General features: G+C 70.7%; 19 protein-coding genes and 1 pseudogene. 8 read left to right on the top strand and 12 right to left on the bottom strand.

Annotated elements, in window-relative coordinates:
• Nucleotides 1-75: 75 nt before the first annotated feature.
• Nucleotides 76-1125 (bottom strand): nitronate monooxygenase, encoded by a 1050-nt coding sequence (locus tag ACFQGL_RS08735; RefSeq protein ID WP_377508100.1) that lies wholly within the window; start codon nucleotides 1123-1125, stop codon nucleotides 76-78.
• A gap of 71 nt (nucleotides 1126-1196) precedes the next feature.
• Complete coding sequence (locus ACFQGL_RS08730) at nucleotides 1197-2303, bottom strand: hypothetical protein (protein ID WP_377508097.1); 1107 nt, start codon at nucleotides 2301-2303, stop codon at nucleotides 1197-1199.
• A 156-nt stretch (nucleotides 2304-2459) separates the two neighbouring features.
• On the opposite strand from ACFQGL_RS08730, the gene ACFQGL_RS08725 reads away from it, so the two are divergent.
• Entirely contained in the window at nucleotides 2460-3425 is a 966-nt protein-coding gene (locus tag ACFQGL_RS08725; RefSeq protein ID WP_377508094.1) for a hypothetical protein, read from the top strand.
• Nucleotides 3426-3458: 33 nt separating this feature from the next.
• On the opposite strand, the gene ACFQGL_RS08720 is transcribed toward ACFQGL_RS08725, so the two are convergent.
• Nucleotides 3459-4568, bottom strand: coding sequence for an RICIN domain-containing protein (locus ACFQGL_RS08720; protein WP_377508091.1), 1110 nt, complete (start codon nucleotides 4566-4568; stop codon nucleotides 3459-3461).
• A gap of 387 nt (nucleotides 4569-4955) precedes the next feature.
• Here ACFQGL_RS08720 and ACFQGL_RS08715 point away from each other — a divergent pair.
• A pseudogene (locus tag ACFQGL_RS08715) lies at nucleotides 4956-5228 on the top strand (M64 family metallopeptidase); the annotation flags it as partial.
• Here the strand turns inward: ACFQGL_RS08715 and ACFQGL_RS08710 are convergent.
• The gene (locus tag ACFQGL_RS08710) at nucleotides 5177-5488 is read right to left on the bottom strand and encodes a SigE family RNA polymerase sigma factor (RefSeq protein ID WP_377508088.1); all 312 of its coding nucleotides are present in this window, start codon (nucleotides 5486-5488) and stop codon (nucleotides 5177-5179) included. The pseudogene ACFQGL_RS08715 and the gene ACFQGL_RS08710 sit on opposite strands and share 52 nt — an antisense overlap.
• A gap of 103 nt (nucleotides 5489-5591) precedes the next feature.
• The gene (locus ACFQGL_RS08705; protein WP_377508085.1) at nucleotides 5592-5876 is read right to left on the bottom strand and encodes a flavin reductase; all 285 of its coding nucleotides are present in this window, start codon (nucleotides 5874-5876) and stop codon (nucleotides 5592-5594) included.
• Between the two features lie 599 nt (nucleotides 5877-6475).
• On the opposite strand from ACFQGL_RS08705, the gene ACFQGL_RS08700 reads away from it, so the two are divergent.
• Nucleotides 6476-6748, top strand: a complete 273-nt coding sequence (locus tag ACFQGL_RS08700; protein WP_377508083.1) for a hypothetical protein — start codon at nucleotides 6476-6478, stop codon at nucleotides 6746-6748.
• Nucleotides 6749-6861: 113 nt separating this feature from the next.
• On the opposite strand, the gene ACFQGL_RS08695 is transcribed toward ACFQGL_RS08700, so the two are convergent.
• Nucleotides 6862-8130: an Nramp family divalent metal transporter gene (locus ACFQGL_RS08695; protein WP_377508080.1), complete on the bottom strand. Its 1269-nt coding sequence runs from the start codon at nucleotides 8128-8130 to the stop codon at nucleotides 6862-6864.
• 249 nt (nucleotides 8131-8379) lie between these two features.
• Between ACFQGL_RS08695 and ACFQGL_RS08690 the strand changes: the two genes are divergently transcribed.
• Genes ACFQGL_RS08690 through ACFQGL_RS08680 form a run of 3 tightly spaced genes read left to right on the top strand, consistent with a single transcriptional unit; the run spans nucleotide 8380 to nucleotide 10684 of the window.
• A complete protein-coding gene (locus tag ACFQGL_RS08690; protein WP_377508077.1) occupies nucleotides 8380-8787 on the top strand; it encodes a GntR family transcriptional regulator in 408 nt (135 codons plus the stop codon).
• A gap of 20 nt (nucleotides 8788-8807) precedes the next feature.
• The gene (locus ACFQGL_RS08685; RefSeq protein ID WP_377508074.1) at nucleotides 8808-9698 is read left to right on the top strand and encodes an ABC transporter ATP-binding protein; all 891 of its coding nucleotides are present in this window, start codon (nucleotides 8808-8810) and stop codon (nucleotides 9696-9698) included.
• A complete protein-coding gene (locus ACFQGL_RS08680) occupies nucleotides 9695-10684 on the top strand; it encodes an ABC transporter permease (RefSeq protein WP_377508071.1) in 990 nt (329 codons plus the stop codon). The genes ACFQGL_RS08685 and ACFQGL_RS08680 overlap by 4 nt, the downstream gene beginning before the upstream one ends.
• 46 nt (nucleotides 10685-10730) lie before the next feature.
• Here the strand turns inward: ACFQGL_RS08680 and ACFQGL_RS08675 are convergent, their stop codons facing one another.
• Nucleotides 10731-11870, bottom strand: coding sequence for a DNA glycosylase AlkZ-like family protein (locus ACFQGL_RS08675; protein ID WP_377508068.1), 1140 nt, complete (start codon nucleotides 11868-11870; stop codon nucleotides 10731-10733).
• Between the two features lie 97 nt (nucleotides 11871-11967).
• Between ACFQGL_RS08675 and ACFQGL_RS08670 the strand changes: the two genes are divergently transcribed.
• Complete coding sequence (locus ACFQGL_RS08670; protein ID WP_377508065.1) at nucleotides 11968-12312, top strand: avidin-fold protein; 345 nt, start codon at nucleotides 11968-11970, stop codon at nucleotides 12310-12312.
• 6 nt (nucleotides 12313-12318) lie between these two features.
• Here the strand turns inward: ACFQGL_RS08670 and ACFQGL_RS08665 are convergent, their stop codons facing one another.
• The 5 genes from ACFQGL_RS08665 to mmsA form a co-directional block, all read right to left on the bottom strand.
• Entirely contained in the window at nucleotides 12319-13767 is a 1449-nt protein-coding gene (locus tag ACFQGL_RS08665) for an aldehyde dehydrogenase (protein ID WP_377508062.1), read from the bottom strand.
• A 114-nt stretch (nucleotides 13768-13881) separates the two neighbouring features.
• Nucleotides 13882-15144 (bottom strand): ROK family transcriptional regulator, encoded by a 1263-nt coding sequence (locus ACFQGL_RS08660; protein ID WP_377508059.1) that lies wholly within the window; start codon nucleotides 15142-15144, stop codon nucleotides 13882-13884.
• Between the two features lie 112 nt (nucleotides 15145-15256).
• Nucleotides 15257-16357, bottom strand: a complete 1101-nt coding sequence (locus ACFQGL_RS08655) for a substrate-binding domain-containing protein (RefSeq protein ID WP_377508056.1) — start codon at nucleotides 16355-16357, stop codon at nucleotides 15257-15259.
• Nucleotides 16358-16408: 51 nt separating this feature from the next.
• Nucleotides 16409-17707 carry a multiple monosaccharide ABC transporter permease gene (gene mmsB / locus ACFQGL_RS08650; RefSeq protein WP_377508053.1) on the bottom strand — a complete coding sequence of 433 codons (1299 nt, stop codon included), beginning with the start codon at nucleotides 17705-17707 and terminating at the stop codon, nucleotides 16409-16411.
• Nucleotides 17704-19251: a multiple monosaccharide ABC transporter ATP-binding protein gene (gene mmsA / locus ACFQGL_RS08645; RefSeq protein WP_377508050.1), complete on the bottom strand. Its 1548-nt coding sequence runs from the start codon at nucleotides 19249-19251 to the stop codon at nucleotides 17704-17706. Before mmsA ends, mmsB begins: the two co-directional genes overlap by 4 nt.
• Before the next feature lie 442 nt (nucleotides 19252-19693).
• Here mmsA and ACFQGL_RS08640 point away from each other — a divergent pair, with 442 nt between their 5' ends.
• Nucleotides 19694-20116 carry an acyl-CoA thioesterase gene (locus ACFQGL_RS08640; protein WP_377508047.1) on the top strand — a complete coding sequence of 141 codons (423 nt, stop codon included), beginning with the start codon at nucleotides 19694-19696 and terminating at the stop codon, nucleotides 20114-20116.
• Nucleotides 20117-20134 lie beyond the last annotated feature (18 nt).

Below are 20134 nucleotides of genomic sequence, written 5' to 3'. Positions count from 1 at the left end.
CTCTAACGGGTTCGGCGTTCGCCCCGTCCCGCACGGGTTTCCCCGTCCCGGCGGGCCTGCCACCGGCGAACCCGGTCAGGCCCAGCGGGTCGAACGCTCGGCCACCGCCGCCAACGCGTTGCGCGCATCCGCGCTCAACTCGGCGACCAGCTGAACCGCCGGCAGCTCCCGGGCGAGGTGATGCGCCTGCCCGGCCCACAGGTTGGCCACCGAATCGTCCCCGTCGCGCCGGGCGGCGGCGAGCAGCGGACGGGTCAGGTGCAGCACCTGCGGGTAGCCGACCGGCGCCGCCGCGTCATGCCGACGCAGAAAGTCGTTGGCCACACCGCGCGCCCGCTTGCCGGTGTACGCCCGGGTCAGCGCGGTCGGCGCGGCGCTGGCCACCGCCGCCCGGTGCATCGGCGAGCTGCCCGCCTCCGGGCAGCGCAGAAACGCCGTGCCGAGCTGCGCGGCGGTCGCGCCGGCGGCCAGCACCGCGGCCAGCCCGGGGCCGTCGGCGATGCCGCCAGCGGCCACCAGCGGCCGGTCACAGCCGGCGGCGGCCAGCCGCAGCAGTGGCAGCAGCGCGTAGTCGTCGTCGTCCGGCATCCCGCCGCGGTGCCCACCGGCCTCGGTGCCCTGCACCACCACGGCATCCACGCCCAGCTCGGCGGCGGCCGTGGCGGCTGCCGGCCGGGTGACGGTGGCCCACACCTCGGTGCCGCGCTCGCGTAGGGCGGCCACCACGGCCGGATCGGGCAGACCGAACACGAAGGACACCACCGGCACCGGGTCCGCGAGCAGCGCGGCCAGCTTCTGCGGGTACGCGTCGTCGCCGCCGGACGGTTCGCCCAGGGTGACGCCCTGCCGCCGCGCGTGGGGGGCGAGCCGATCGGCGTACGCCCGGATGGCGGCCTCGTCGACGGCGCCGGTGCCGGGCAGGAAGACGTTGACGCCGAACGGGCGGTCGGTGCGTGCGCGGACCTCGGCGACGTCGGCTGCCAGCCGCTCGGCGTCGATCATCCCGGCGGCCAGGAAGCCCAGCCCTCCGGCGGCGGAGACGGCCGCCGCGAGCGCCGGCGTGGACGGGCCGCCGGCCATCGGGGCGGCGACGATCGGATGACGCAGCGAGGACAGCACGGACATCCGCCCATCCTGCCGCACGGCCGGAGCGCCGGTCGGCGGGTGGCGGGCCGGCGTCCACCCGGGCCGCTCGGTCACCGTCGCGCCGGACGCCGCCGACGCAGCACACCGGCCAGCCCGACCAACGCCAGCAGTAGCACTCCGCCCACGGCCGCCACCGGCCACATCCGGTCGCGCGCGGCGTCCGTGTCACCGGCCGCCGGCCGGAGCGCGGTCGACGGCGTCGGTGCCGTGGTGGTGGGCTCCGCCGGACGCGAGGTGGCGACCGTCGCTGTCGCGACGGGATAGCTCAGGATCGTTGGACGGGTACCCGGTGGCTGGTCGGCGGTCTCGGACACGGTGAGCAGCGACCGCCCGTCCCGGCTGTACGTGATCGACTCGCCCTGGGGCTCGTCCGGCAACGGGGTGACCCGCGCGGTGCCCCTGGTCAGCGCGGCGACCACGTCACCGTCGGGCACGTCGTACTCGAAGGCGTCGGCGTAGCTGCGCAGCGCCACCCGGTGCCCGTCCGGAGCGGTCGCCGCGCCGGTCACCACGCCCCGGCCGAGGAAGAAGAACGGGTTGCTGGTGTTGGTGGTCGGCAGGACCACCTCGCCGACCGGGGCCAGTGGCGTCGTCGTGGCCGGACGCAGCGCGGTGGTCGACGCGTACAGGGTGACGGTGCCGCTGCCGCCCTTGGTCACGATCAGCGGACGGCCGTCCCGGTCGAGCAGCAACGCCTCCGCGTCGTGCGGGCCGTCCGGGTACGCCAGCCGGTGCAGCACCGGCTTGTCCGCTCCCGGCGCGAGACGCCACACGGCGACCGTTCGCCGGGTGCGGTCGTTGTCGCCGGTGTCGGCGACCCAGATGGTGCCGTCCGCGCCGATCGCCAGGTCCTCGGTGTCCCGGGGTTGGGAGGGGTAGGCGACCGTCCGCACCACCGCGCAGCGTTGGTCGAGGAAGAAGATCCGGCGGCGGGACTCGTCGTCGGCACCGTCGTTGACCACCACGTACCCGGTGTCCGTGACGACCATCCCGGAGAGCTCGACGAGCCGGTCGTCGCGCACCTGGCAGACCGGCGTCCCGGCTCCCGGCGCGCCGGCCACCGCGGCACCCGGTGCCGCCGCGACAGCGAGCAGGGCGGTGAGCGCCACTCCGACGCGGAGGCACCATCCTCGGCTCATCCGCTCGCGTACCCCCATCGCCCGCCTTCCTCGTCGCAGCCGTGGTCCGGCCGCCTCGCCCATCCTGGCCGATCCGGGCCACCGGATGGTGGACATCGGCGGGGAACCGACCGCATCCTTGTCCAGATATCGTCACCCGCATCCCTGCCTGCCCCACGAACGAAAAGGACGGCAATGCCGCCGACCGACTCCTCGCTGGCCCGCCGCTGCTGGAAGCCGGTGCGCCGCCGCCTGGGCCGCCCGACCAGTTACAGCGTGGTGGCCTGGGCCGCTCTCGCGGCGGTCATCTGCGGCCTCTTCACCGGCGCGCTGGCCAGCCGTGCCGCCTGGGAGACGTCCCGGGAGCAGCCCGATCGGACCGAGGCCGAGGCGATCCTGACCGAGGTGTTCCCCGGGCACGACCTCGGTGACATCGACGTTCCACCCGCGCTCTTCGTCGTCTACGCGCACCCGCTGACCCTGCGTACCGTCAAGACGCTGCTGCTCGGCGACGGCGGCGAGTACCAGGAGAGCGCCACCGGCGCCGCCGCCTTCGGCGCGCCGCCGGTGCCCGCCGAGCAGATCGTCGCGGTCGCGCGGCAACGCCTGACCGACACCGGCTGGCGGGTGTACGACCCGCAGGTGACCGGCGGCACGACCTGCGCGGACAAGCTCTGTGCCACCCCGCTCGCGTTCACCGAGACCGCCCTGGTCGCCCGCCGCGGCGACACCATCCTCGATGCCTCGGTCTCCTCGCAGACCGCCGCCGAGGGCAGCTACCTGTCGGTCGAGCTGCACCGCGCGCCGCCGTGGGCGGTGGTCCCCGCCGGGGTGCTCGGCGTCCTGCTGGGCGCGGTGGCCGGTTGGCTGGTCTTCGGCTGGGCCAGCCGGCGCACCGAGGAGCGCCGGGTGAGCGGTACGACGAACGTCCTGTTCGGTACGACCCTGGTGCTGTGGTGGCTGCCGGTGCTGCTGGCCGCGCCACAACTGCTGAGCCACCACCTCGGTGAGCCGCACCCGGCGTGGCACCCGTTCTGGGAGTGGCTGGGCCAGCCGGCCGCGTCGCTGCTCTTCGTGGTCGGCGCGGTGTGCGCGCTGCTGGCTCTCGGGCTGGCCGCCGGGACCCGGCAGGCCCGGCCCCCGGTGGCGCTGGTCGGTTGACCCGCGCCACCGGAGACCACGGTGGACCTGTCGTTACCGCACCGACCAGCGCTGGGCGCCGGTGCCGTTGCAGGTCCAGAGCTGGACCTTGGTGCCGTTGGCGGTGCCGGAGGCCGCCACGTCCACACACTTGCCGACGCTGGTGAGCACGATCGCCCCGTCGGAGCGGAAGGTGAAGCGCTGGGCACCGGTGCCGTTGCAGGTGTAGATCTGCACCTTGGTGCCGTCGGCGCTCGCGCCACCGGCCACGTCGAGGCAGCGGTCGCCATAGACCCGCAGCTCGCCGGCGGCGGTACGGGTCCACTGCTGGTTGGCGCCACCGTGGCAGTCCCAGATGATGGTCTGGGTGCCGGCGGTGGTGCTGGCACCGTAGACGTCCAGACAGCGCCCGGAGTTCGGGTTGACCAGGCCGACCGGGGTGCCCACCGGCGGTCCGCCCAACGGGATCAGGCTGGCGGGCACCGACGTCAACGCGGCGTACCAGCGGGCCGCCATCTTGTCGTAGCCGGCGGCGTTGGGGTGCACGCCGTCGGCGAGGTCGGCGGTGGTGAGCGCCGCGTGCATGTCGACCAGGTGCACCCGGCTGCCCTTCTGCGCCACGATGCCGGGGATCGTCGCGTTGTACGCCTGCACCCGCGCCTCCCGGGTCGCGTCGGTCTCCGGGGTGATGGTGGCGACGAAGAGCTCGACCTCCGGACCGGTCGCCCTGATCTTGTCGATCAGCGCGGAGAGTCGGGCCGGCGCGTTGGCCAGGTCGTAGTTCTGGTTCACGTCGTTCGTGCCGATGTGCAGCAGCACGGTACGCGGGTTGGTGGCCTGCATCCAGGCCACGATGTTGGCGTCCAACTGGTCGATTCGCCAGCCCGAGTGACCTTCGTGGTCGTGGTCACCGAGGCTCGCCGGCCCGTTGAACCCCGAGCCGACGAAGTCGACGGTGTAGTTGCCCCCGGCCAACCGCTGCCACAGGTTGATCCGGTACCCGCCCGGCACGTTGTACCCGTCGGTGATCGAGTCGCCGAGCGGCATCACCCGTACCCCGCCGTTCGATTCGGCCTGCGCGGGTGCGACCTGGGCCAGCGCCAGCACGGCACCGAGGACGAGCCCGAAGCCGCCGGCGGCGGCTCGTCGTACGTTCCATCGCATGGTTGATCCCTCTCCTCGCGGGTGGTCCAGGGACTTCGATGGCGGTGCCGCCCGCCGACAACGGTCACCACACCTGGACCCTTCATTGATGCTTGGCGATGGAATGCGTGGTCCGGGTCGGCCGGGCACCGGTGCGAGCCGAACGCCGCGCTGGCTGCGCCGAACGGTCGCCCGGACGCCACCGGCGGTCACGGTCGTCTATCCAGGACGAGCACCGGCTGGCGAAGGGTTATGTGTCGGCCGACGCCCGGGTACGGTCCCAGATGATCGCGGTCACGGCCCGGACGACGGCGGCCCCGAGCGGGTCGGCGTCCGGTCAGCGACCGGTCAGCCGACACACCGAGGGGGCGCACGGTGCGGATCAGAGCGGGATTGTGCGTCGCGGCGATGGTCGTGGCGGGTCTGGTGGTCGGCACGCCGGCCACCGCCGCACCGGCGGAAAGCGCCACGGTGGTGCCGATCCAGGTGACCGGCGACCCGGCGACACGGTTCAACCTGGTGCTGCTCGGTGACGGCTACACCGAGGCCGACCTGCCCACGTTCCGGTCGCACGTGGACCGCCACCTCAACACCCTCTGGACGATCGAGCCGTTCAAGTCCTACCGCAGCTACTTCAACGTGTACGCCGTCGAGATCGTGTCCGCCGAATCCGGAGTGGACTGTGATCCGGGACTGTCCGCGCCGCAGCGGGACACCGCGTTGGACATGGGCTTCTGGGGCGGCTGCAACCCGGCCAGCGTGCAGCGACTGCTGTCGCCGTGCACCCGGTGCCAGTGCCGCATCAGCCGTTCCAGCGCCCCCTGCACGAGGTCCTCGCCGGCAGCACGGCTACCGGTCAGCAGCACCGCCGTCGCGAGCAGGGAACTGCCGCGTTCGGCGACGAGGGCGTCCAGACCCTCGAAGCGTCTCTTCCACCGCACGGGCTCTCCTTCCGTCGCAACCAAGGACGACGGCTCCGAGCAACAGGTTGACTGCCGCCGAGGATTTTCCGCGCGCCGGCCGTTCCACCGCCGCACCGCTTCGCTAGAACGGAAATCGTCCAGCGTTCCGGGAGCGATTGATGGCGAGGTGGCGGACCCAACCGAGGAAGCGGCCGTACATTTCGACCGGGTTGGGAGGCTGCGGGTACAGACGGCAGAGGTCGCAGGTCGCCTCAGCGAGGCAGTCAGCCACGTCGACGGCGAGCAGCTTGGGTTCGTCGGCGTACTCGGCGGCCAACTCGATCCGCGCCCGGCCGCACGGCCAGGGCTGGGCGTCCGCCGCGCAGAACCAGAATGGGCGGACCGGCGCGTGTCGCTGGCAGCTCATCGGACCTCCCGGATGTCGTCGCTTGTGCGGCACCCGACCCTGCCGAGACTTCTGCAGCCAGGACCGTGTCCGTAGGACCTACCTCACACCACACGTCATGGGCTTGTCGATCTGTAAGTGACAACAGTAAACACTTTGCCATGCCTACGTTCAGCTTGTGAAGCGACCGCGCTTGTACGGGCCTGGCGAACTGGCCGCCCTGTTCAACGTGTCGCGGCAGCGGGTTCTCCAGATCACTCGCAGGCCGGGCTTCCCCGAACCCCTCGCCCGACTAATCGGGATGAACGTCTGGGACGCGGACGAGGTAGACGAGTGGGCCCGTCATAACCGCCCGCCCCGCCCAACCGACGGTGACGAGCAGGGCTGACGAGGCAAGACTCCCTCGGTGATCGACAAATGCCGGGCGCCCTCAGCCAGTCAAGATCTGTACAACAACACGGAAAGGGTCGTCTCCGGCGCCGTGGAGGCCACTACTTCCTTGTTGTTGCGTCGGATCTTGGCAGGCCCGCCACGGGCCGGGCGCGGGGTGCGAGGCGTGTGCGGGGCGGCGGTGGGTAGGCAGTGGCCGGGCGGTGTCGTCCGCCGGGTAGGAGACTGCGATGAGCACGTATCGGGACGAGCAGAGTGATCCGCTGCCTCCGCCGGAGGCGGACGCCCTTGAGCAACGGCAGGACGCGTTCGACGTGGGGCCGCCGGACCGGGTGTCGGGTGACGTCGACCCGGAAGCCGCCGAGGCCGACCTGGCCGAGCAGGGTGCACTGCCGGCGGGCACGCTCGAAGAGGTGACGTCGGTGCCAGACGATGCCAACCCTGCCGACGCCCTCGAACAGCGCCAGGAGATCCCCGCCCGCGACGAGGGCCGCCGAACGTGACCGCGACGCCCCCGTCCGACTGAGCCGCGTCCGGCGACGGCTCAGCCAACCAAGCCGGCTCAGCCGGCCCAGCCAACCGAGCCGGCTCAGCCGGCCCAGCCAACCGAGCCGGCTCAGCCGGCGACGACCTGCCAGAGTAGGAATCCGTTCAGCATGACGACCAGGACGGCCACCAGGGATGCGGCGGCCGTGGTGAGCGGGTGGTTGACCAGGTTGCCCATCAGGTCACGGCGGCGGGTGAAGGCGACCACCGGAATCAGCGCGAACGGGATGCCGAAGCTGAGGATCACCTGCGACAGCACCAGGGCCCGGGTCGGGTCGAGGCCGATGGCGAGCACGGCCAGCGCGGGCAGCAGGGTGACCAGCCGGCGCAGCAGCAGCGGGACGCGGCGGCGGAGGAAGCCCTGCATGATGACCTCGCCGGCGTAGGTGCCGACACTGGTGGAGGCCAGCCCGGAGACCAGCAGGGCGATCGCGAAGCCGAACGCCGCCGCGGTGCCGATCGTCTGGCCGAGGCCGGCGTGCACTCCCTCCAGGCTGTCCGCGCCGACCGGACCGCCGCCGCGGAAGCTGGCCGCGGCGATGAGCAGCATGGCGAGGTTGACCGCGCCGGCCGCCGTCAGGGCCAGCAACACGTCGGTGCGCTGACCACGAAAGAGGGTACGGCGCTCGGCGTCGTTGACGGCGGGGATGCGGTCGCGGGTCAGCGCGGAGTGTACGTAGATGACGTGCGGCATGACGGTGGCGCCGAGGATGCCGGCGGCCAGCAGCACGCTGTCGGTGCCCTGGAGTCGGGGCACCAGACCGGCCACGGCCGAGCCCGGGTCCGAGCCGGCGGCGAGCAGGTTGGCGGCGAAGGCCAGCACGATGACGCCGAGCCCCACGGCGATGGCGATCTCGAAGGCGCGGAAGCCACGTGAGCGCAGGGCGAGCACGAGGAACGCGGCGGCACCGATGATGATCCCGCCGGGCAACAGCGGGATGCCGAAGAGCAGGTAGAGGGCGACGGCGCCACCGATCACCTCGGCCAGGTCGGTGGCCATCGCGACCATCTCGGCCTGCACCCACATCAGCCGGTTCACCGGCCGGGGCAGGCGCTCCCGGCACAACTCCGGCAGGCTGCGGCCGGTGGCCAGGCCCAACTTGGCGGTCAGCGTCTGCACCAGCATGGCCATCAGGTTGGCCACCACCACGACCCAGACCAGCAGGTATCCGTAGCGGGCACCGGCGGCGGAGTTGGTGGCGAAGTTGCCGGGGTCGACGTACGCGACGGCGGCGACGAAGGCCGGGCCGAGCAGGATCAGCCGGCCGCGTACCCGACCTCGGGCGCGGGCGATCTGCAACGGTGACGCCGTCGACGCCGCCAGTTCGTTGGTGACCATCGAACACCTCCCGGTCCGCACGGATCGCGTGCCCGTTCCCTTCCCCGCCGCCTGACCCGTCGGTGCCAACGTGTGGCCTGCGGGTGCCAGCACCGCGTACCGCCGAACCGGGCCTCGGCGGAAGAACCGCCACGCCGGACGCGACCGGATTTCCGGCGAATCTCCGGGTCGCGCTTGACAGCGAACGGGCTCGCGGTGAAGCTGTCTATTAGTCCTACTGTCGTAGGACAACAGGAAGGATCGTCTCGAGTGATCGAGTTTGTGCTGGACAGCCGGTCGAAGGTGAACACCTACATGCAGCTCGTGCAGCAGGTGAAACAGGCGCTGCGGGTCGGTCTGCTGGCGCCGGGCGACCAGTTGCCGAAGGTCCGGGACGTCGCGCAGTCGCTGGCGATCAACCCGAACACGGTGCTGAAGGCGTACCGGGAGCTGGAGATCGAGGGTCTGGTCGGTGGCCGACCCGGGGTGGGCACCTTCGTGCAGCGCACCCTGGCCGGCGCTTCGCTGCCCAACCAGGCCGAGCTGCGCGAGGACCTGGTCGCGTGGCTGGACCGGGCGCGGGCCGCCGGCCTCACGGCCGAGGACGTCATCGCCCTGGTGGAGACCACCTTGCGGGCCACCCTCCCGGACGACGCCCCGCAGAGAGAGCACGCATGAGCGGAACGAGAGGACAGAGGATGGACATGGTCTTGGAGGCCGACCAACTGGGCAAGCGGTACGGCAGAACCTGGGCGTTACGGGACTGTTCGCTGCACCTGCCGGCCGGCCGGATCGCGGCGCTGGTCGGGCCGAACGGTGCGGGCAAGAGCACGCTTCTGCACCTGGCCGTCGGGCTGCTCAAGCCCGACGCGGGCACGGTACGGGTGTTCGGCCGAACCCCGTACGGCGACACGGAGGGCCTGGCCGACACCGGGTTCGTCGCCCAGGACACCCCTTTGTACCGCGACTTCACCGCCGCCGAGTTGGTCATCGCCGGCGGCAAGCTGAACCGGCGGTGGGACGGAGCGCTGGCTCGCACTCGGCTGGCCCAGCTCGGCATACCGCCGGACCGGCCGGTCGGCAAACTCTCCGGCGGTCAACGGGCCCAGGTGGCGCTCGCACTGGCGCTGGCCAAGCAGCCCCGCCTGCTGCTGCTCGACGAGCCGGTCGCCAGCCTCGATCCGCTGGCCCGGCGGGAGTTCCTCCAGTCGCTGATGGGCAGCGTCGCGGACTCCGGGACCACCGTCCTGCTCTCCTCGCACCTGCTGGCCGACCTGGAGCGGGTCTGCGACTACCTGATCGTGCTCAACGCCGCCCAGGTGCAGCTCACCGGCACGGTCGAGGACCTGGTGGCCGGGCACCGGCAGCTGGTCGGCCCCCGACACGACGGCGGCCCGATCGGCGGCGTCGCCACGATCGTCCGGGCCAGCCACACCGACCGGCAGTCCACGATGCTGGTCCGCACCGACGGCCCGGTCACCGATCCCGCCTGGACGGTGCGCGAGGTCGGCCTGGAGGACGTCATCCTGGCCTACCTGGCCGAAGGCGACGCGCAGACCAGTCACAGCGAGTGGGGAGTGCCGGCATGATCTGGCTGACCTGGCGGCAACACCGCAAGCAGGCGTTCATCACCCTGCTGGGGTTCGCGGCGCTCGCCGCCCTGATGGTGCCGATCGGTCTGTCGATGCGGCACTCCTTCTCCGACCTGGGATTGACGGACTGCGCACGGCAGCTCGCCGACACCAACGCCGCCGCGACCGTCCGGGAATCCTGCGACGCGGGCTACCGCCGCTTCAGCAACCGGTACGGGAGCCTGAACCTGGTGGCCGTACTGCTGCTCACCCTGCCGGTGCTGGTCGGCCTGTTCTGGGGCGCCCCGCTGGTCGCTCGCGAGGTGGAGCACGGCACGCACCGGTTCGTCTGGACCCAGGGCATCGGCCGGACGCGCTGGGCGCTGGTGAAGTTCGGGCTGGTCGGCACGGCCACCGTGCTCGCGGCGGTTGCGTACGGGCTGGGCATGTCCTGGTGGGTCGCGCCACTGACCGACGCCGGCCAGGACGGCCGGCTCGGCCTGATCGTCTTCGATCTGCAGGGCATCGTCCCGATCGGCTACACCCTCTTCGCCGTGGCGCTCGGCATCTTCGCCGGCACCGTCTGGAAGCGGATGCTGCCGGCCATGGGCATCACCCTGGTCGGGTTCATCGGTGTGCGGGCGGCGGTGGAGGCTCTGGTTCGACCGCACTACCAGCCCGCCCGCACCAAGACCTTCCCGATCGAGGCGGCCGAGAGGCCGGAGTCGAGCCAGGGTGACTGGATCCTCTCCCAGGGCGTCCGGAATGCCGACGGCACGATGATGGCACCGAACACCCGGATCCAGTGCCCGCCGGGTGGCAAGGGGCCGAACGGCCAGGTGTGCGGCGCCGAGCTGGGCCTCCAGCCGGGCGCGTACAACTGGCAGCAGTATCAGCCCGCGGACCGGTTCTGGCTGTTCCAGAGCATCGAGACTGGCCTCTTCGTCGCCCTCGCCCTGCTCCTGCTCTATCTGGCCGTCCGGCGGGTCCGTCGGATCGCGTAGTGCCGTGACGGGTGATCGCCGGGCCGGAGGGCTCGGCGATCACCCGTCAGCGCAGGCCCTCGGCGGTCAACTTCAGCCAGGCCGCGAGGTCGTGCAGCTCGTCGTGCACGGCCCGGGTCAGCTCCGGGGTGAAGGGCACGTCCTCGTGGACGGTGTGCACCACGAGCGTGCCGCGCCGGCGGTCCGCCGTGGCGTCCACCTTGCCGACCAGCCGGTCCCCGTGCAGGATCGGCAACGCGAAGTAGCCCCACCGTCGGCTGGCCTTCGGCTTGTACATCTCCAGCACGTACTCGTACTCGAAGAGCTCCGCCAGGCGGACGCGGTCGTGCACCAGCCGGTCGAAGGGTGACAACACCGCGGTACGCCCGGTGAAGGGTTGCCCGAGCGCGGCCGGATCGACCCGCCAGACCCCCGGTACGCCCTCGACGACCGCCGGCTCACCGGCGTCGCCGACCTCGGCCGGCTCACCGGGGGTGACGATCGTCTTCGCCCGCGCGATGCCCAGCGCCCGCAGCCGTCGCTCGTTACGGGCCCTGCGCGCCTGCTCCAGGTCGACGACGGCCGTGCCGACCGGGTAGACCCGCTCGGCCACGTCCCACAGGCGCTGGCGGCCCTGGCGGCCGGCGATCGCCACCTCACCGCGCAGGACCAGGAACTCCAGCATCTGGGTGACGTTGCGGTTGTTGGTCCAGCCAGAGGACGGCCAGGGCACCGCGCAGGTGTCCGGGATGTCGCGGGAGAGCAGCGGCCCGGAACGGCCGAGCAGGTCGAGCACATCCCGACGGAACGAGTCGTTGCGGCGCAGCCACTCGCGCTGGCGCTCATGGCTGGGCCAGCCGGCCATGGCGGCGAGGTAGAGCCCCAGGTCGGCCATCGGCCGGACCATCGCCTGGTGCTCGAAGAGGGTCCGGTCCCGCTCCAGCGCCCGCTGCAACTGCGCCGGCTGGTACAACGAGCCGAGCCTGCTCCAGGCGACCAGGTCGGCGCTCGGTGCGACGGCAGCCGTCGGGTCGATCTGCAGCAGCGTCAGCTGCCGCACCACGGTCAGCAGATCGGTCGGCCGAGGGGCGGCCAGCAGCTGGGCCCGGACGGCGATCCGTCGTGCCTGCGCGCGATCGAGCTGGTGCACACCCACGCCGTCGACCATATCGGCGACCCCCGACAGGGAGTCGGTGACCGTCCGCACGAGCGTCACCATCTGCCCGGCTCGCGCCGGGAGGAGGCCCCCTTCGGTGCGGGGCACCGCCGTTCACGGGTACCGCGGCGCCGGTAGGTTCGGTGGCATGACGATCTCGTTGGACGGGCGCCGTTTCGCCGCGGTGACCGATGTGGTCGCAGGCGAGGTGGGCACGGAGACCGTGTTCGCGTACCACGAGCGGGCCGGCGAGGTCTGGGCCGAGTACGCCGGCGGGTCGATCCGGCGCGGTCGTCTCGTCGGCACCCGCGACGGCGACCGGTTGGACTTCCGGTACGTCCAGCTCAACCTCGACGGGCAGACCTCCTCCGGGCACTGCGTCTCGGAGGTGTCCGTGCTGGCCGACGGCCGGGTCCGACTGCGCGAAACCTGGTCGTGGGAGTCCCGGCCGGGCAGCGGCAGCAGCGTCGTGGAGGAGTTGCCGCTGCCCTGACCGGGCTCACCGCCGACGGGTGACGGTCTTGTACTCGAGGTACCCGCTGAGCCCGACCATGCCGTACTCCCGCCCGATACCGCTGGCCTTGTAGCCGCCGAACGGCCCGTCGAAGCTCACCGGCGAGCCGTTGATGGTCACCGTGCCGGTACGGATGCGCCGGGCCACCGCCAGCGCTCGCTCGGTGCTGGCGGACCAGACGCCACCGGACAGGCCGTACTCCGAGTCGTTGGCGATCCGGACGGCGTCGTCCTCGTCGTCGTAGCCGATGACGGTCAGGACCGGCCCGAAGATCTCCTCCTGGGCGATCCGCATGCCGTTGTCCACGTCGACGAAGAGCGTGGGCGTGACGTAGTTCCCGCGCTCCAGGCCCGCCGGAACAACCGGGCCGCCGGTGACCAGGCGGGCGCCCTCCGCGATGCCCAGCTCGATATAGGAGATCACCCGCTGCTGCTGGTCGGGGCGGATCATCGGGCCGATGAACGTGTCCGGGTCGGACGGGTCACCGACCTTCAGCGACTCCACCAGGGCGGTCAGCGCCTCGACCACCTCCTGGTAACGGCTGCGCGGAGCGAGGATGCGGGTCTGCAGGATGCAGGCCTCGCCGTTGTTGCCCAGCGCGCCGAACCGGAGCCCCTGCACCACGGCCGGCAGGTCCGCGTCGTCCAGGATCACCGCTGCGGACTTTCCGCCCAGCTCCAGGCTGACCCGCTTGAGCTGCTCACCGGCGATCGAGGCGATCCGACGGCCGGCCCGGGTGGAACCGGTGAACGCGACCTTGTCGACGTCCGGGTGCGCGACGAGATGCTCGCTTGTCTCCCGGTCGGCCGGCAGGATGCTCAGGACACCCGCGGGCAGCCCGGCCTCGGCGAACAGGTCCGCCAGCAGCATCATGCTGATCGAATTCTCCGGCGACACCTTCAGCACGACGGTGTTGCCGGCCAGCAGCGCCGGAGTGAGCTTGGCGGTGGCCGCCGAGAACGGGCTGTTCCACGGAATGACGGCGGCGACCACACCGATCGCCTCCCGCCGGACGATGGTGTCGTAGGGCACGGCCGGGTCGCTCGGCTCGACGATCTCCTCCCAGCCCAGCTCGCTGGCGGCCTTCAGATACGACGCGACCTGCCGGGTCAGGAAGGGCTGCCCCAGCTGGGTGAACCAGAGGGCGGAGCCGTTCTCCGCCGAGATCGCCGCAGCGATTTCGTCGGCCCGGGCCTCGCGCCGGGCGTTCACCCGCCGGATGATCTCCTGCCGCTGCTCGGGAGTGGTGTGCGGCCAGGGACCCTGGTCGAACGCCTCGCGGGCAGCGGCGACCGCCCGGTCGATGTCCGTGGTGGTGGCCTGGGCGACCCGGCCCAGCAGGGACTGGTCGTGGGGCGAACGGATGTCGAGCAGGTGGGGATCGGTGGGTTCGACCCAGGCTCCCCCGATGTACAGCTGGTCGCGCACGATCATCTGGTCACTTCTTCCGGTCGGGTGCCCGGGGTACGCACGCAGGCGCACCCGGAGTAACTGCTACACAAATGTAGCACTTACTCTCACCCTCGCCACGGGAGTGATACTGTCCGGCTACGCCCGGTCGGTGCCCCCGGCCCGGGCCACGACGCCGACGTTCAGCGGGTCGGCCAGCAGCTTGTCGAAGGCCAGCTCGGCGGCGCCGATCAGGACGGCGTCGCGGCCGAGCGCCGCCGCCCGCAGGCGTAGATGCGAACGGGAGTTCGGCAGCGGCATGGCGTCCAGCCGTCGGCGGACCGTGTCCGCCCCGGCGGTGAAGATGTCGCGCAGCGAGCCGCCGAACACCACGGCGTCCGGGTTGACCACATTGACCAGATTGGCCACGCCGAAGCCGAGCCAGTCGGCGACCCGCTCGACCGCTTCGCGGGCGGTCCGGTCGCCGTCCGCCGCGGCGCGCAGCACCTCGGCCACCGCCTCGCGGTCGGCGGGGTCCCGGCCGGCGTGCCGTAGCAGAGCGGCCTCGCTGATCTCGGTCTCCCAGCAGCCACGCGACCCGCACCCACATGGCAGGCCGTTCGGGTTGACCACCATGTGGCCGACCTTGCCGCTGTGCCCGCGGTGGCCGATCACCAGCCGTCCGCCGACGATGATCCCGGCGCTGATGCCGAGGTCACCGTGCAGGTAGATGAGGTCGTCGACGCCGGCGGCCACGCCTCGGACGTGCTCGGCCAGGCCCGCGATGTCGGCTAGGTCGCCGGCCACGAAACCCGGACAGGCGGTGAACTCGGCCTCCAGCGCCGCCCCGAGTGCCTCGTCGACGCTGGCGACCCGAATCGCGCCGTCCCGGCCACGGGTGGTGTCGGTGACCGCGACCGCACCACCGACCAGCAGGGTGTCGGTGGCGACGGAGCGTTCCATGTCCCGGACGAGCTCGGCGAGCGGCTTGACGGCGTCGACCGCCGACATGCCACCGGGACGGGCGACCTCACGAAGGTCGAGGATGCGCCCGCCGATGCCGACCCGGGCGGCGCGCAGCCGGTCCGCGTCGATACTCAGGGCGTGTGCGTAGACCCGGTCGGAGCGGGGGCTGACCACCAGCGAGGGGCGACCCGCGCGGCGCGCGGTGGTCGGTGCCTCCTCGGTGACCAGGCCGCTGGCGACCAGGTCGGCCGCGAGGGCGCCGATGGTGCTGCGGTTGAGGCCGAGCCGGCTGGTCAGCTGGGCTCGGGACGTTGGCCCGTGCAGGTGGACATAGCGCAGCACGGCGCCGAGGTTCTGCCGCCGGATCTCCTCCTGGCTGGCGCCAGGTAGTGCGGGCAGCGGGGATTCGGGGTCGCGGCCGACGCCGGGTGGCCTGGACCGGACGGGTGTCTTCACGGTCAGACCTCCTTCCGGATCGGTGCCGGGTGATGCAGGGGTGCCAGGACGACGATGGGTCCCGGAAGAGGAGATCCGGGACCCATCGGCGTTACCGCCTGACGCTCGGTGCTTACTTGGTGAGCGGCGCGAGCTTCGGGTCGTTGGCGTACGCCTCAGCCGCGTTCGCCTTGGTGACGGCGACCGGCGGGAGCAGGTACGTGTCGACGACCTTGCTGCCGTTGTTGTAGGACTTGGTGTCGTTCACCTGCGGGGTGTTACCGGCCTGGAGAGCCTTGACCATGTTGATGGTCTCCTTCACCAGGTTGCGGGTGTCCTTGTTGATCGTCATGTACTGCTCGCCAGCGACGATCGACTTGACCGACTCAACCTCGGAGTCCTGGCCGGTGACGATCGGGGTCGGCTTGCCAGCACCCTTGACCGAGGTCAGGATCGCGCGGGCCAGCGTGTCGTTCGGGGAGAGGACGCCGTCCAGCTCCTTGCTGCCGTAGGTCGAGGTCAGCAGCTGGTCCATACGGGCCTGCGCACCCTCGGCCTTCCAGCCCTGGATGGCGGTCTGCTTGACGTCCTTCTGGCCCGAGGCGACGACGACGGTGCCCTTGTCGATCTCCGGCTGGAGAACGCTCATGGCGCCGTTGAAGAAGACACCGGCGTTGTTGTCGTCCGGCGAGCCGGAGAACAGCTCGATGTTGTACGGACCGTTCGGCTTCTTGGCCTTCATGCCGTCCAGCAGGGCCTGGCCCTGGAGCTGGCCGACCTTGAAGTTGTCGAACGCGACGTAGTAGTCGAGGTCCGGCGTGTTGGTGATGAGCCGGTCGTACGCGATGACCTTCACGCCCTGCGCGTGGGCAGCGGCGACCTGGGTCGACAGCTGCGCGGCGTCGGTCGCGCCGATGACGATGACCTTGGCACCCGAGGTGACCATGGCGGTGATCTGGTTCTGCTGGTCGGCGACCGTGGTCGAGGCGCCCGCGTACTGCACCTGGCTCTGGAAGCCGGCCTCCTTCAGGCCGTTGCTGAACAGGTCACCGGCGAGGACCCAGTTCTCCGAGGTCTTGGCCGGCAGGGCGACACCGATCAGGGAGTTCGCCGCGAAGCCCTTGGCGTCCTTGGAGCCACCGGACTCCTCGTCGCGGCCGGAGCCGCAGCCGGCGAGGGCCAGCATGGCAGCGGCGCTGATAGCCACCACCGACGTGCCGAAGAATTTACGCATGTCAGGACTTACCTTTCTGGGGATTGAGACGGGGTGGAGAGTCGGTGGCCGTCAGCCGGACACCGCTGCCTTGGCGGGCTCGCGCTCCGCGTCCGGCGGTGGAGCGGGTGGACCGGAGTCGGCGCGGCGGAAGGGTCGCGTCAGGCTTCCGATGATGGAGAAGCGGCCCTGGCTCTTGTTGTAGACGTCGAGTGCGACGGCCAGCAGGAGGACCAGGCCCTTGATGATCTGGACCTTGTCGGTGCCCACGCCCTGGAGCTGGAGGCCGTTGTTGAGCACGGCCATGACGAGACCACCGACGATCGAGCCGCTGATGGTGCCGATGCCGCCGGAGACAGCCGCGCCGCCGATGAAGACCGCGGCGATCGCGTCCAGTTCCCAGCCGTTGCCGTCCTGCGGTCCGGAGGCCGCCGAACGGGCCACGAAGATCATGCCGGCCAGGCTGGCCAGGACGGACATGTTCATCATGACGAAGAAGTTGACCCGCTTGAGCTTCACACCGGACAGCTCGGCCGCCCGGGCGTTGCCACCCACCGCGTAGATGTGCCGGCCACCAGCCGTGTTGCGGGTGTAGAAGGAGTACGCGATGACCAGCGCCACCAGGATGAGCCCGGAGATCGGGAAGCTGGTGCCGACGCGACCACTGGCGAAGCGCAGCGCCGCGAAGGCGATCACGCCGACCATGACGGCCATCCGCAGGATCGAGATCCACATCGGGGCTGGATCGGCGTCCATCGCCCGACGGGTCTTGCGGGCCTGAAGCTCGCGCCACACCACGGCCACCGCGGCGGCCAGACCCAGCAGCAACGTCGCGTTGTTGTAGCCGGTGTCCGGCCCGAACTCGGGCAGGAACCCGGAGCCGATCTTACGGAAGCCCTCCGGCACCGGGATCGTGCTCGCGTTACCGATGAACTGGTTGCCGCCGCGGAAGAGCAGCATGCCGGCCAGGGTGACGATGAACGCCGGCACCCCGATGTAGGCCACCCAGAAGCCCTGCCAGGCGCCGATGACGGCACCGATCGCGAGGCCGAACAGGATGGCGACCGGCCAGGGCAGGTCCCACTCGGTCATCGCCTTGGCCACCAGGATGCCTGAGAAGGCAGCGATGGAGCCGACCGAGAGATCGATGTGCCCGGCGACGATCACCATGAGCATGCCGATCGCCAGGATCAGGATGTACGAGTTCTGCTGGAACAGCGCGATCAGGTTGTCCGACCGCAGCGTCAGCCCATTGGTCCAGATCTGGAAGATCAGGACGATCGCCACCAGGGTGAAGATCATCCCGAACTGGCGAGCGTTGGAGGTGGTGCCTCCGAACAGGTTCTTCTGAAGGTCCTTCAATCGGCTCATCGTGTCAGCATCTTCTTCGTCGAGGTCATCTGCTTCATGAGGGTTTCCGGGGTGGCGTCGGCCCGGGCGATCTCGCCCGTGATGGCGCCTTCGAACACGGTGTAGATGCGGTCGCAGAGCCCGATCAGCTCAGGCAGCTCCGAGGAGATGACGACGACGCCCTTCCCCTGGTCGGCGAGCCGCTGGATGATGCCGTAGATCTCGTACTTGGCACCCACGTCGATGCCGCGCGTCGGCTCGTCGAGGATCAGCAGGTCCGGGTCGGTGAACATCCACTTCGCCAGGACCACCTTCTGCTGGTTACCGCCGGAGAGCTTCGAGACGCCCTCGTCGACCGTCGGAGCCTTGGTGCGCAGCTCCTTGCGGTACGCCTCGGCCGCCTGGTACTCCTCGACCTCGCTGAGGACGCCGTGGTGCGAGATCTTGGACAGCTTGGCGGCCACCGTCGACGACTTGATGTCGTCGAGCAGGTTGAGGCCGATCGCCTTGCGGTCCTCGCTGACGTACGCCAACCCGTGGTGGATCGCGTCCGCCACGGACTTCAGCACGATCTCCTTGCCGTCCTTGATGATCGTGCCCGACTCGAACACCCCGTAGGAGCGGCCGAACACGCTCATCGCCAGCTCGGTACGGCCCGCGCCCATCAGGCCGGCGAAGCCGACGATCTCGCCGCGGCGCACCGTGAAGCTCTCGTTCTTGCAGACCTGCCGGTCGGCAGAGATCGGGTGCCGCACGTTCCAGTTCCGGACCTCGAAGAAGACGTCACCGATCTTCGGGGTGTGGTCCGGGAACCGGCTGCTCAGCTCGCGGCCGACCATGCCCCGCACGATCCGGTCCTCGTCGACACCGTCCGCCTTGACGTCCAGGGTCTCGACCGTCTTGCCGTCGCGCAGGATGGTGATCTGGTCGGCGATCGCCTCGATCTCGTTCAGCTTGTGCGAGATCATGATCGAGGTGATGCCGCGGGAGCGGAAGCCACGCAGCAGGTCCAGCAGGTGCCGGGAGTCGGCCTCGTTCAGCGCCGCGGTCGGCTCGTCCAGGATGAGCAGCTTCACGTCCTTGGCGAACGCCTTGGCGATCTCCACGAGCTGCTGCTTGCCGACCCCGATGTCCTTGATCAGGGTGTCCGGGTCCTCCTGCAGACCGACCCGGGCCATCAGGTCCAGCGCCATCCGGTTGGCGGCCTTCCAGTCGATCGCGCCCCGCTTGCGCGGCTCGTTGCCGAGGAAGATGTTCTCGGCGATCGACATGCCCGGGATCAGCGCGAGCTCCTGGTGGATGATCACGATCCCGGCGTTCTCGCTGGCGCGGATGTCGGAGAACCGACTCTCCGCGCCCTGGTAGACGATCTGACCGTCGTACGTGCCGTGTGGGTAGACCCCGCTGAGAACCTTCATCAGCGTGGACTTGCCCGCACCGTTCTCGCCGCAGATGGCATGGATCTCGCCGGCGCGAACCACCAGGTTGACGTCGGAGAGGGCCTTGACTCCGGGGAACTCCTTGGTGATGGAGCGCATCTCAAGGAGGATGGGCACGTTGCTCATCGCTCGTACCACCTCGCCAACGTCATCGTTGCCTCCGGAAGGTTTGACCTTCACTCGGTTTTGTTGTTGACGGCAACGTATTGCGGCGGGTGGGCCATCCGCAAGGCGAGGGCCTGTTGAAAATGTAACAATCCGGCAATATAGATGTAGCGCAGTGTTCGCCTGTCACGGCGGCCCCCGCGGTCACTCCCGGTCGCCGACGACCGCTCCCCCGGCCCTGGCCAGCGCGTCCAGCCGCCGGGATCGATCCCTGGCCGCTGTCGCCGAAGCCACAACCAGGCACGACCCGCTTGCCGGCCGGTGGCAGGGTAGCCGCACCGGCCGCTCGCCGCAATCGAACAGATTGATCGAGAAACCCCACGTCAGCCGTACGCGGCGACAACGCGACGGTCCGGCGCCGGCGATGTGATCCACGCCTCGGACCCCTCGCTACCCTCGGCCCATGGCAGATCCGTTCCGGGTACGCATCACCGTCCGCGGCTATGAGTTGGACACCCAGGGCCACCTGAACCAGGCCGTCTACCTCCAGTACGGCGAGCACGCCCGGTGGGAGTGCCTGCGCGCCGCCGGCATCGCCCAGAATCGGCTCCTCGCCGCCGGCGTGGGGCCGGTCGCCCTGGAGGTGACCCTGAGGTACCTGCGGGAGCTGCGCGGCGGGGACGAGGTCGACGTGTCGTGCCAGTTCGTGTGGGGCACGGGCCGGACGTTCCAGATCGAGCAGGACTACACCCGGGCGGACGGCACGCCGGTGGCACGACTGACCGGGGTGGGCGGGCTACTCGACCTGTCGGCCCGCCGGTTGGTGACCGGACCACGCGAGCGGTTCCCCGAGCTGGCCACCGACCCGGTCCCGCTCAACCTCTGAGGGACCGACCACGCGGCC

The sequence above is a fragment of the Micromonospora vulcania genome (assembly GCF_042658605.1).
Taxonomy (GTDB): Bacteria; Actinomycetota; Actinomycetes; order Mycobacteriales; family Micromonosporaceae; genus Micromonospora; species Micromonospora vulcania.
Note: the sequence above shows the minus strand (reverse complement) of the source record. Positions and strands in the feature narration are given on the sequence as shown.

Bases quoted from the DNA above. Each gene is read 5' to 3' on its own strand.
- ACFQGL_RS08705 (WP_377508085.1), bottom strand. From the start codon at position 5,876: ATGAGCTGCCAGCGACACGCGCCGGTCCGCCCATTCTGGTTCTGCGCG.
- ACFQGL_RS08665 (WP_377508062.1), bottom strand. From the start codon at position 13,767: ATGATCGTGCGCGACCAGCTGTACATCGGGGGAGCCTGGGTCGAACCC.
- ACFQGL_RS08720 (WP_377508091.1), bottom strand. From the start codon at position 4,568: ATGCGATGGAACGTACGACGAGCCGCCGCCGGCGGCTTCGGGCTCGTC.
- mmsB (WP_377508053.1), bottom strand. From the start codon at position 17,707: ATGAGCCGATTGAAGGACCTTCAGAAGAACCTGTTCGGAGGCACCACC.
- ACFQGL_RS08680 (WP_377508071.1), top strand. From the start codon at position 9,695: ATGATCTGGCTGACCTGGCGGCAACACCGCAAGCAGGCGTTCATCACC.
- ACFQGL_RS08730 (WP_377508097.1), bottom strand. From the start codon at position 2,303: ATGGGGGTACGCGAGCGGATGAGCCGAGGATGGTGCCTCCGCGTCGGA.
- ACFQGL_RS08655 (WP_377508056.1), bottom strand. From the start codon at position 16,357: ATGCGTAAATTCTTCGGCACGTCGGTGGTGGCTATCAGCGCCGCTGCC.
- mmsA (WP_377508050.1), bottom strand. From the start codon at position 19,251: ATGAGCAACGTGCCCATCCTCCTTGAGATGCGCTCCATCACCAAGGAG.
- ACFQGL_RS08640 (WP_377508047.1), top strand. From the start codon at position 19,694: ATGGCAGATCCGTTCCGGGTACGCATCACCGTCCGCGGCTATGAGTTG.
- ACFQGL_RS08695 (WP_377508080.1), bottom strand. From the start codon at position 8,130: ATGGTCACCAACGAACTGGCGGCGTCGACGGCGTCACCGTTGCAGATC.
- ACFQGL_RS08670 (WP_377508065.1), top strand. From the start codon at position 11,968: ATGACGATCTCGTTGGACGGGCGCCGTTTCGCCGCGGTGACCGATGTG.
- ACFQGL_RS08735 (WP_377508100.1), bottom strand. From the start codon at position 1,125: ATGTCCGTGCTGTCCTCGCTGCGTCATCCGATCGTCGCCGCCCCGATG.
- ACFQGL_RS08725 (WP_377508094.1), top strand. From the start codon at position 2,460: ATGCCGCCGACCGACTCCTCGCTGGCCCGCCGCTGCTGGAAGCCGGTG.
- ACFQGL_RS08700 (WP_377508083.1), top strand. From the start codon at position 6,476: ATGAGCACGTATCGGGACGAGCAGAGTGATCCGCTGCCTCCGCCGGAG.
- ACFQGL_RS08685 (WP_377508074.1), top strand. From the start codon at position 8,808: ATGGACATGGTCTTGGAGGCCGACCAACTGGGCAAGCGGTACGGCAGA.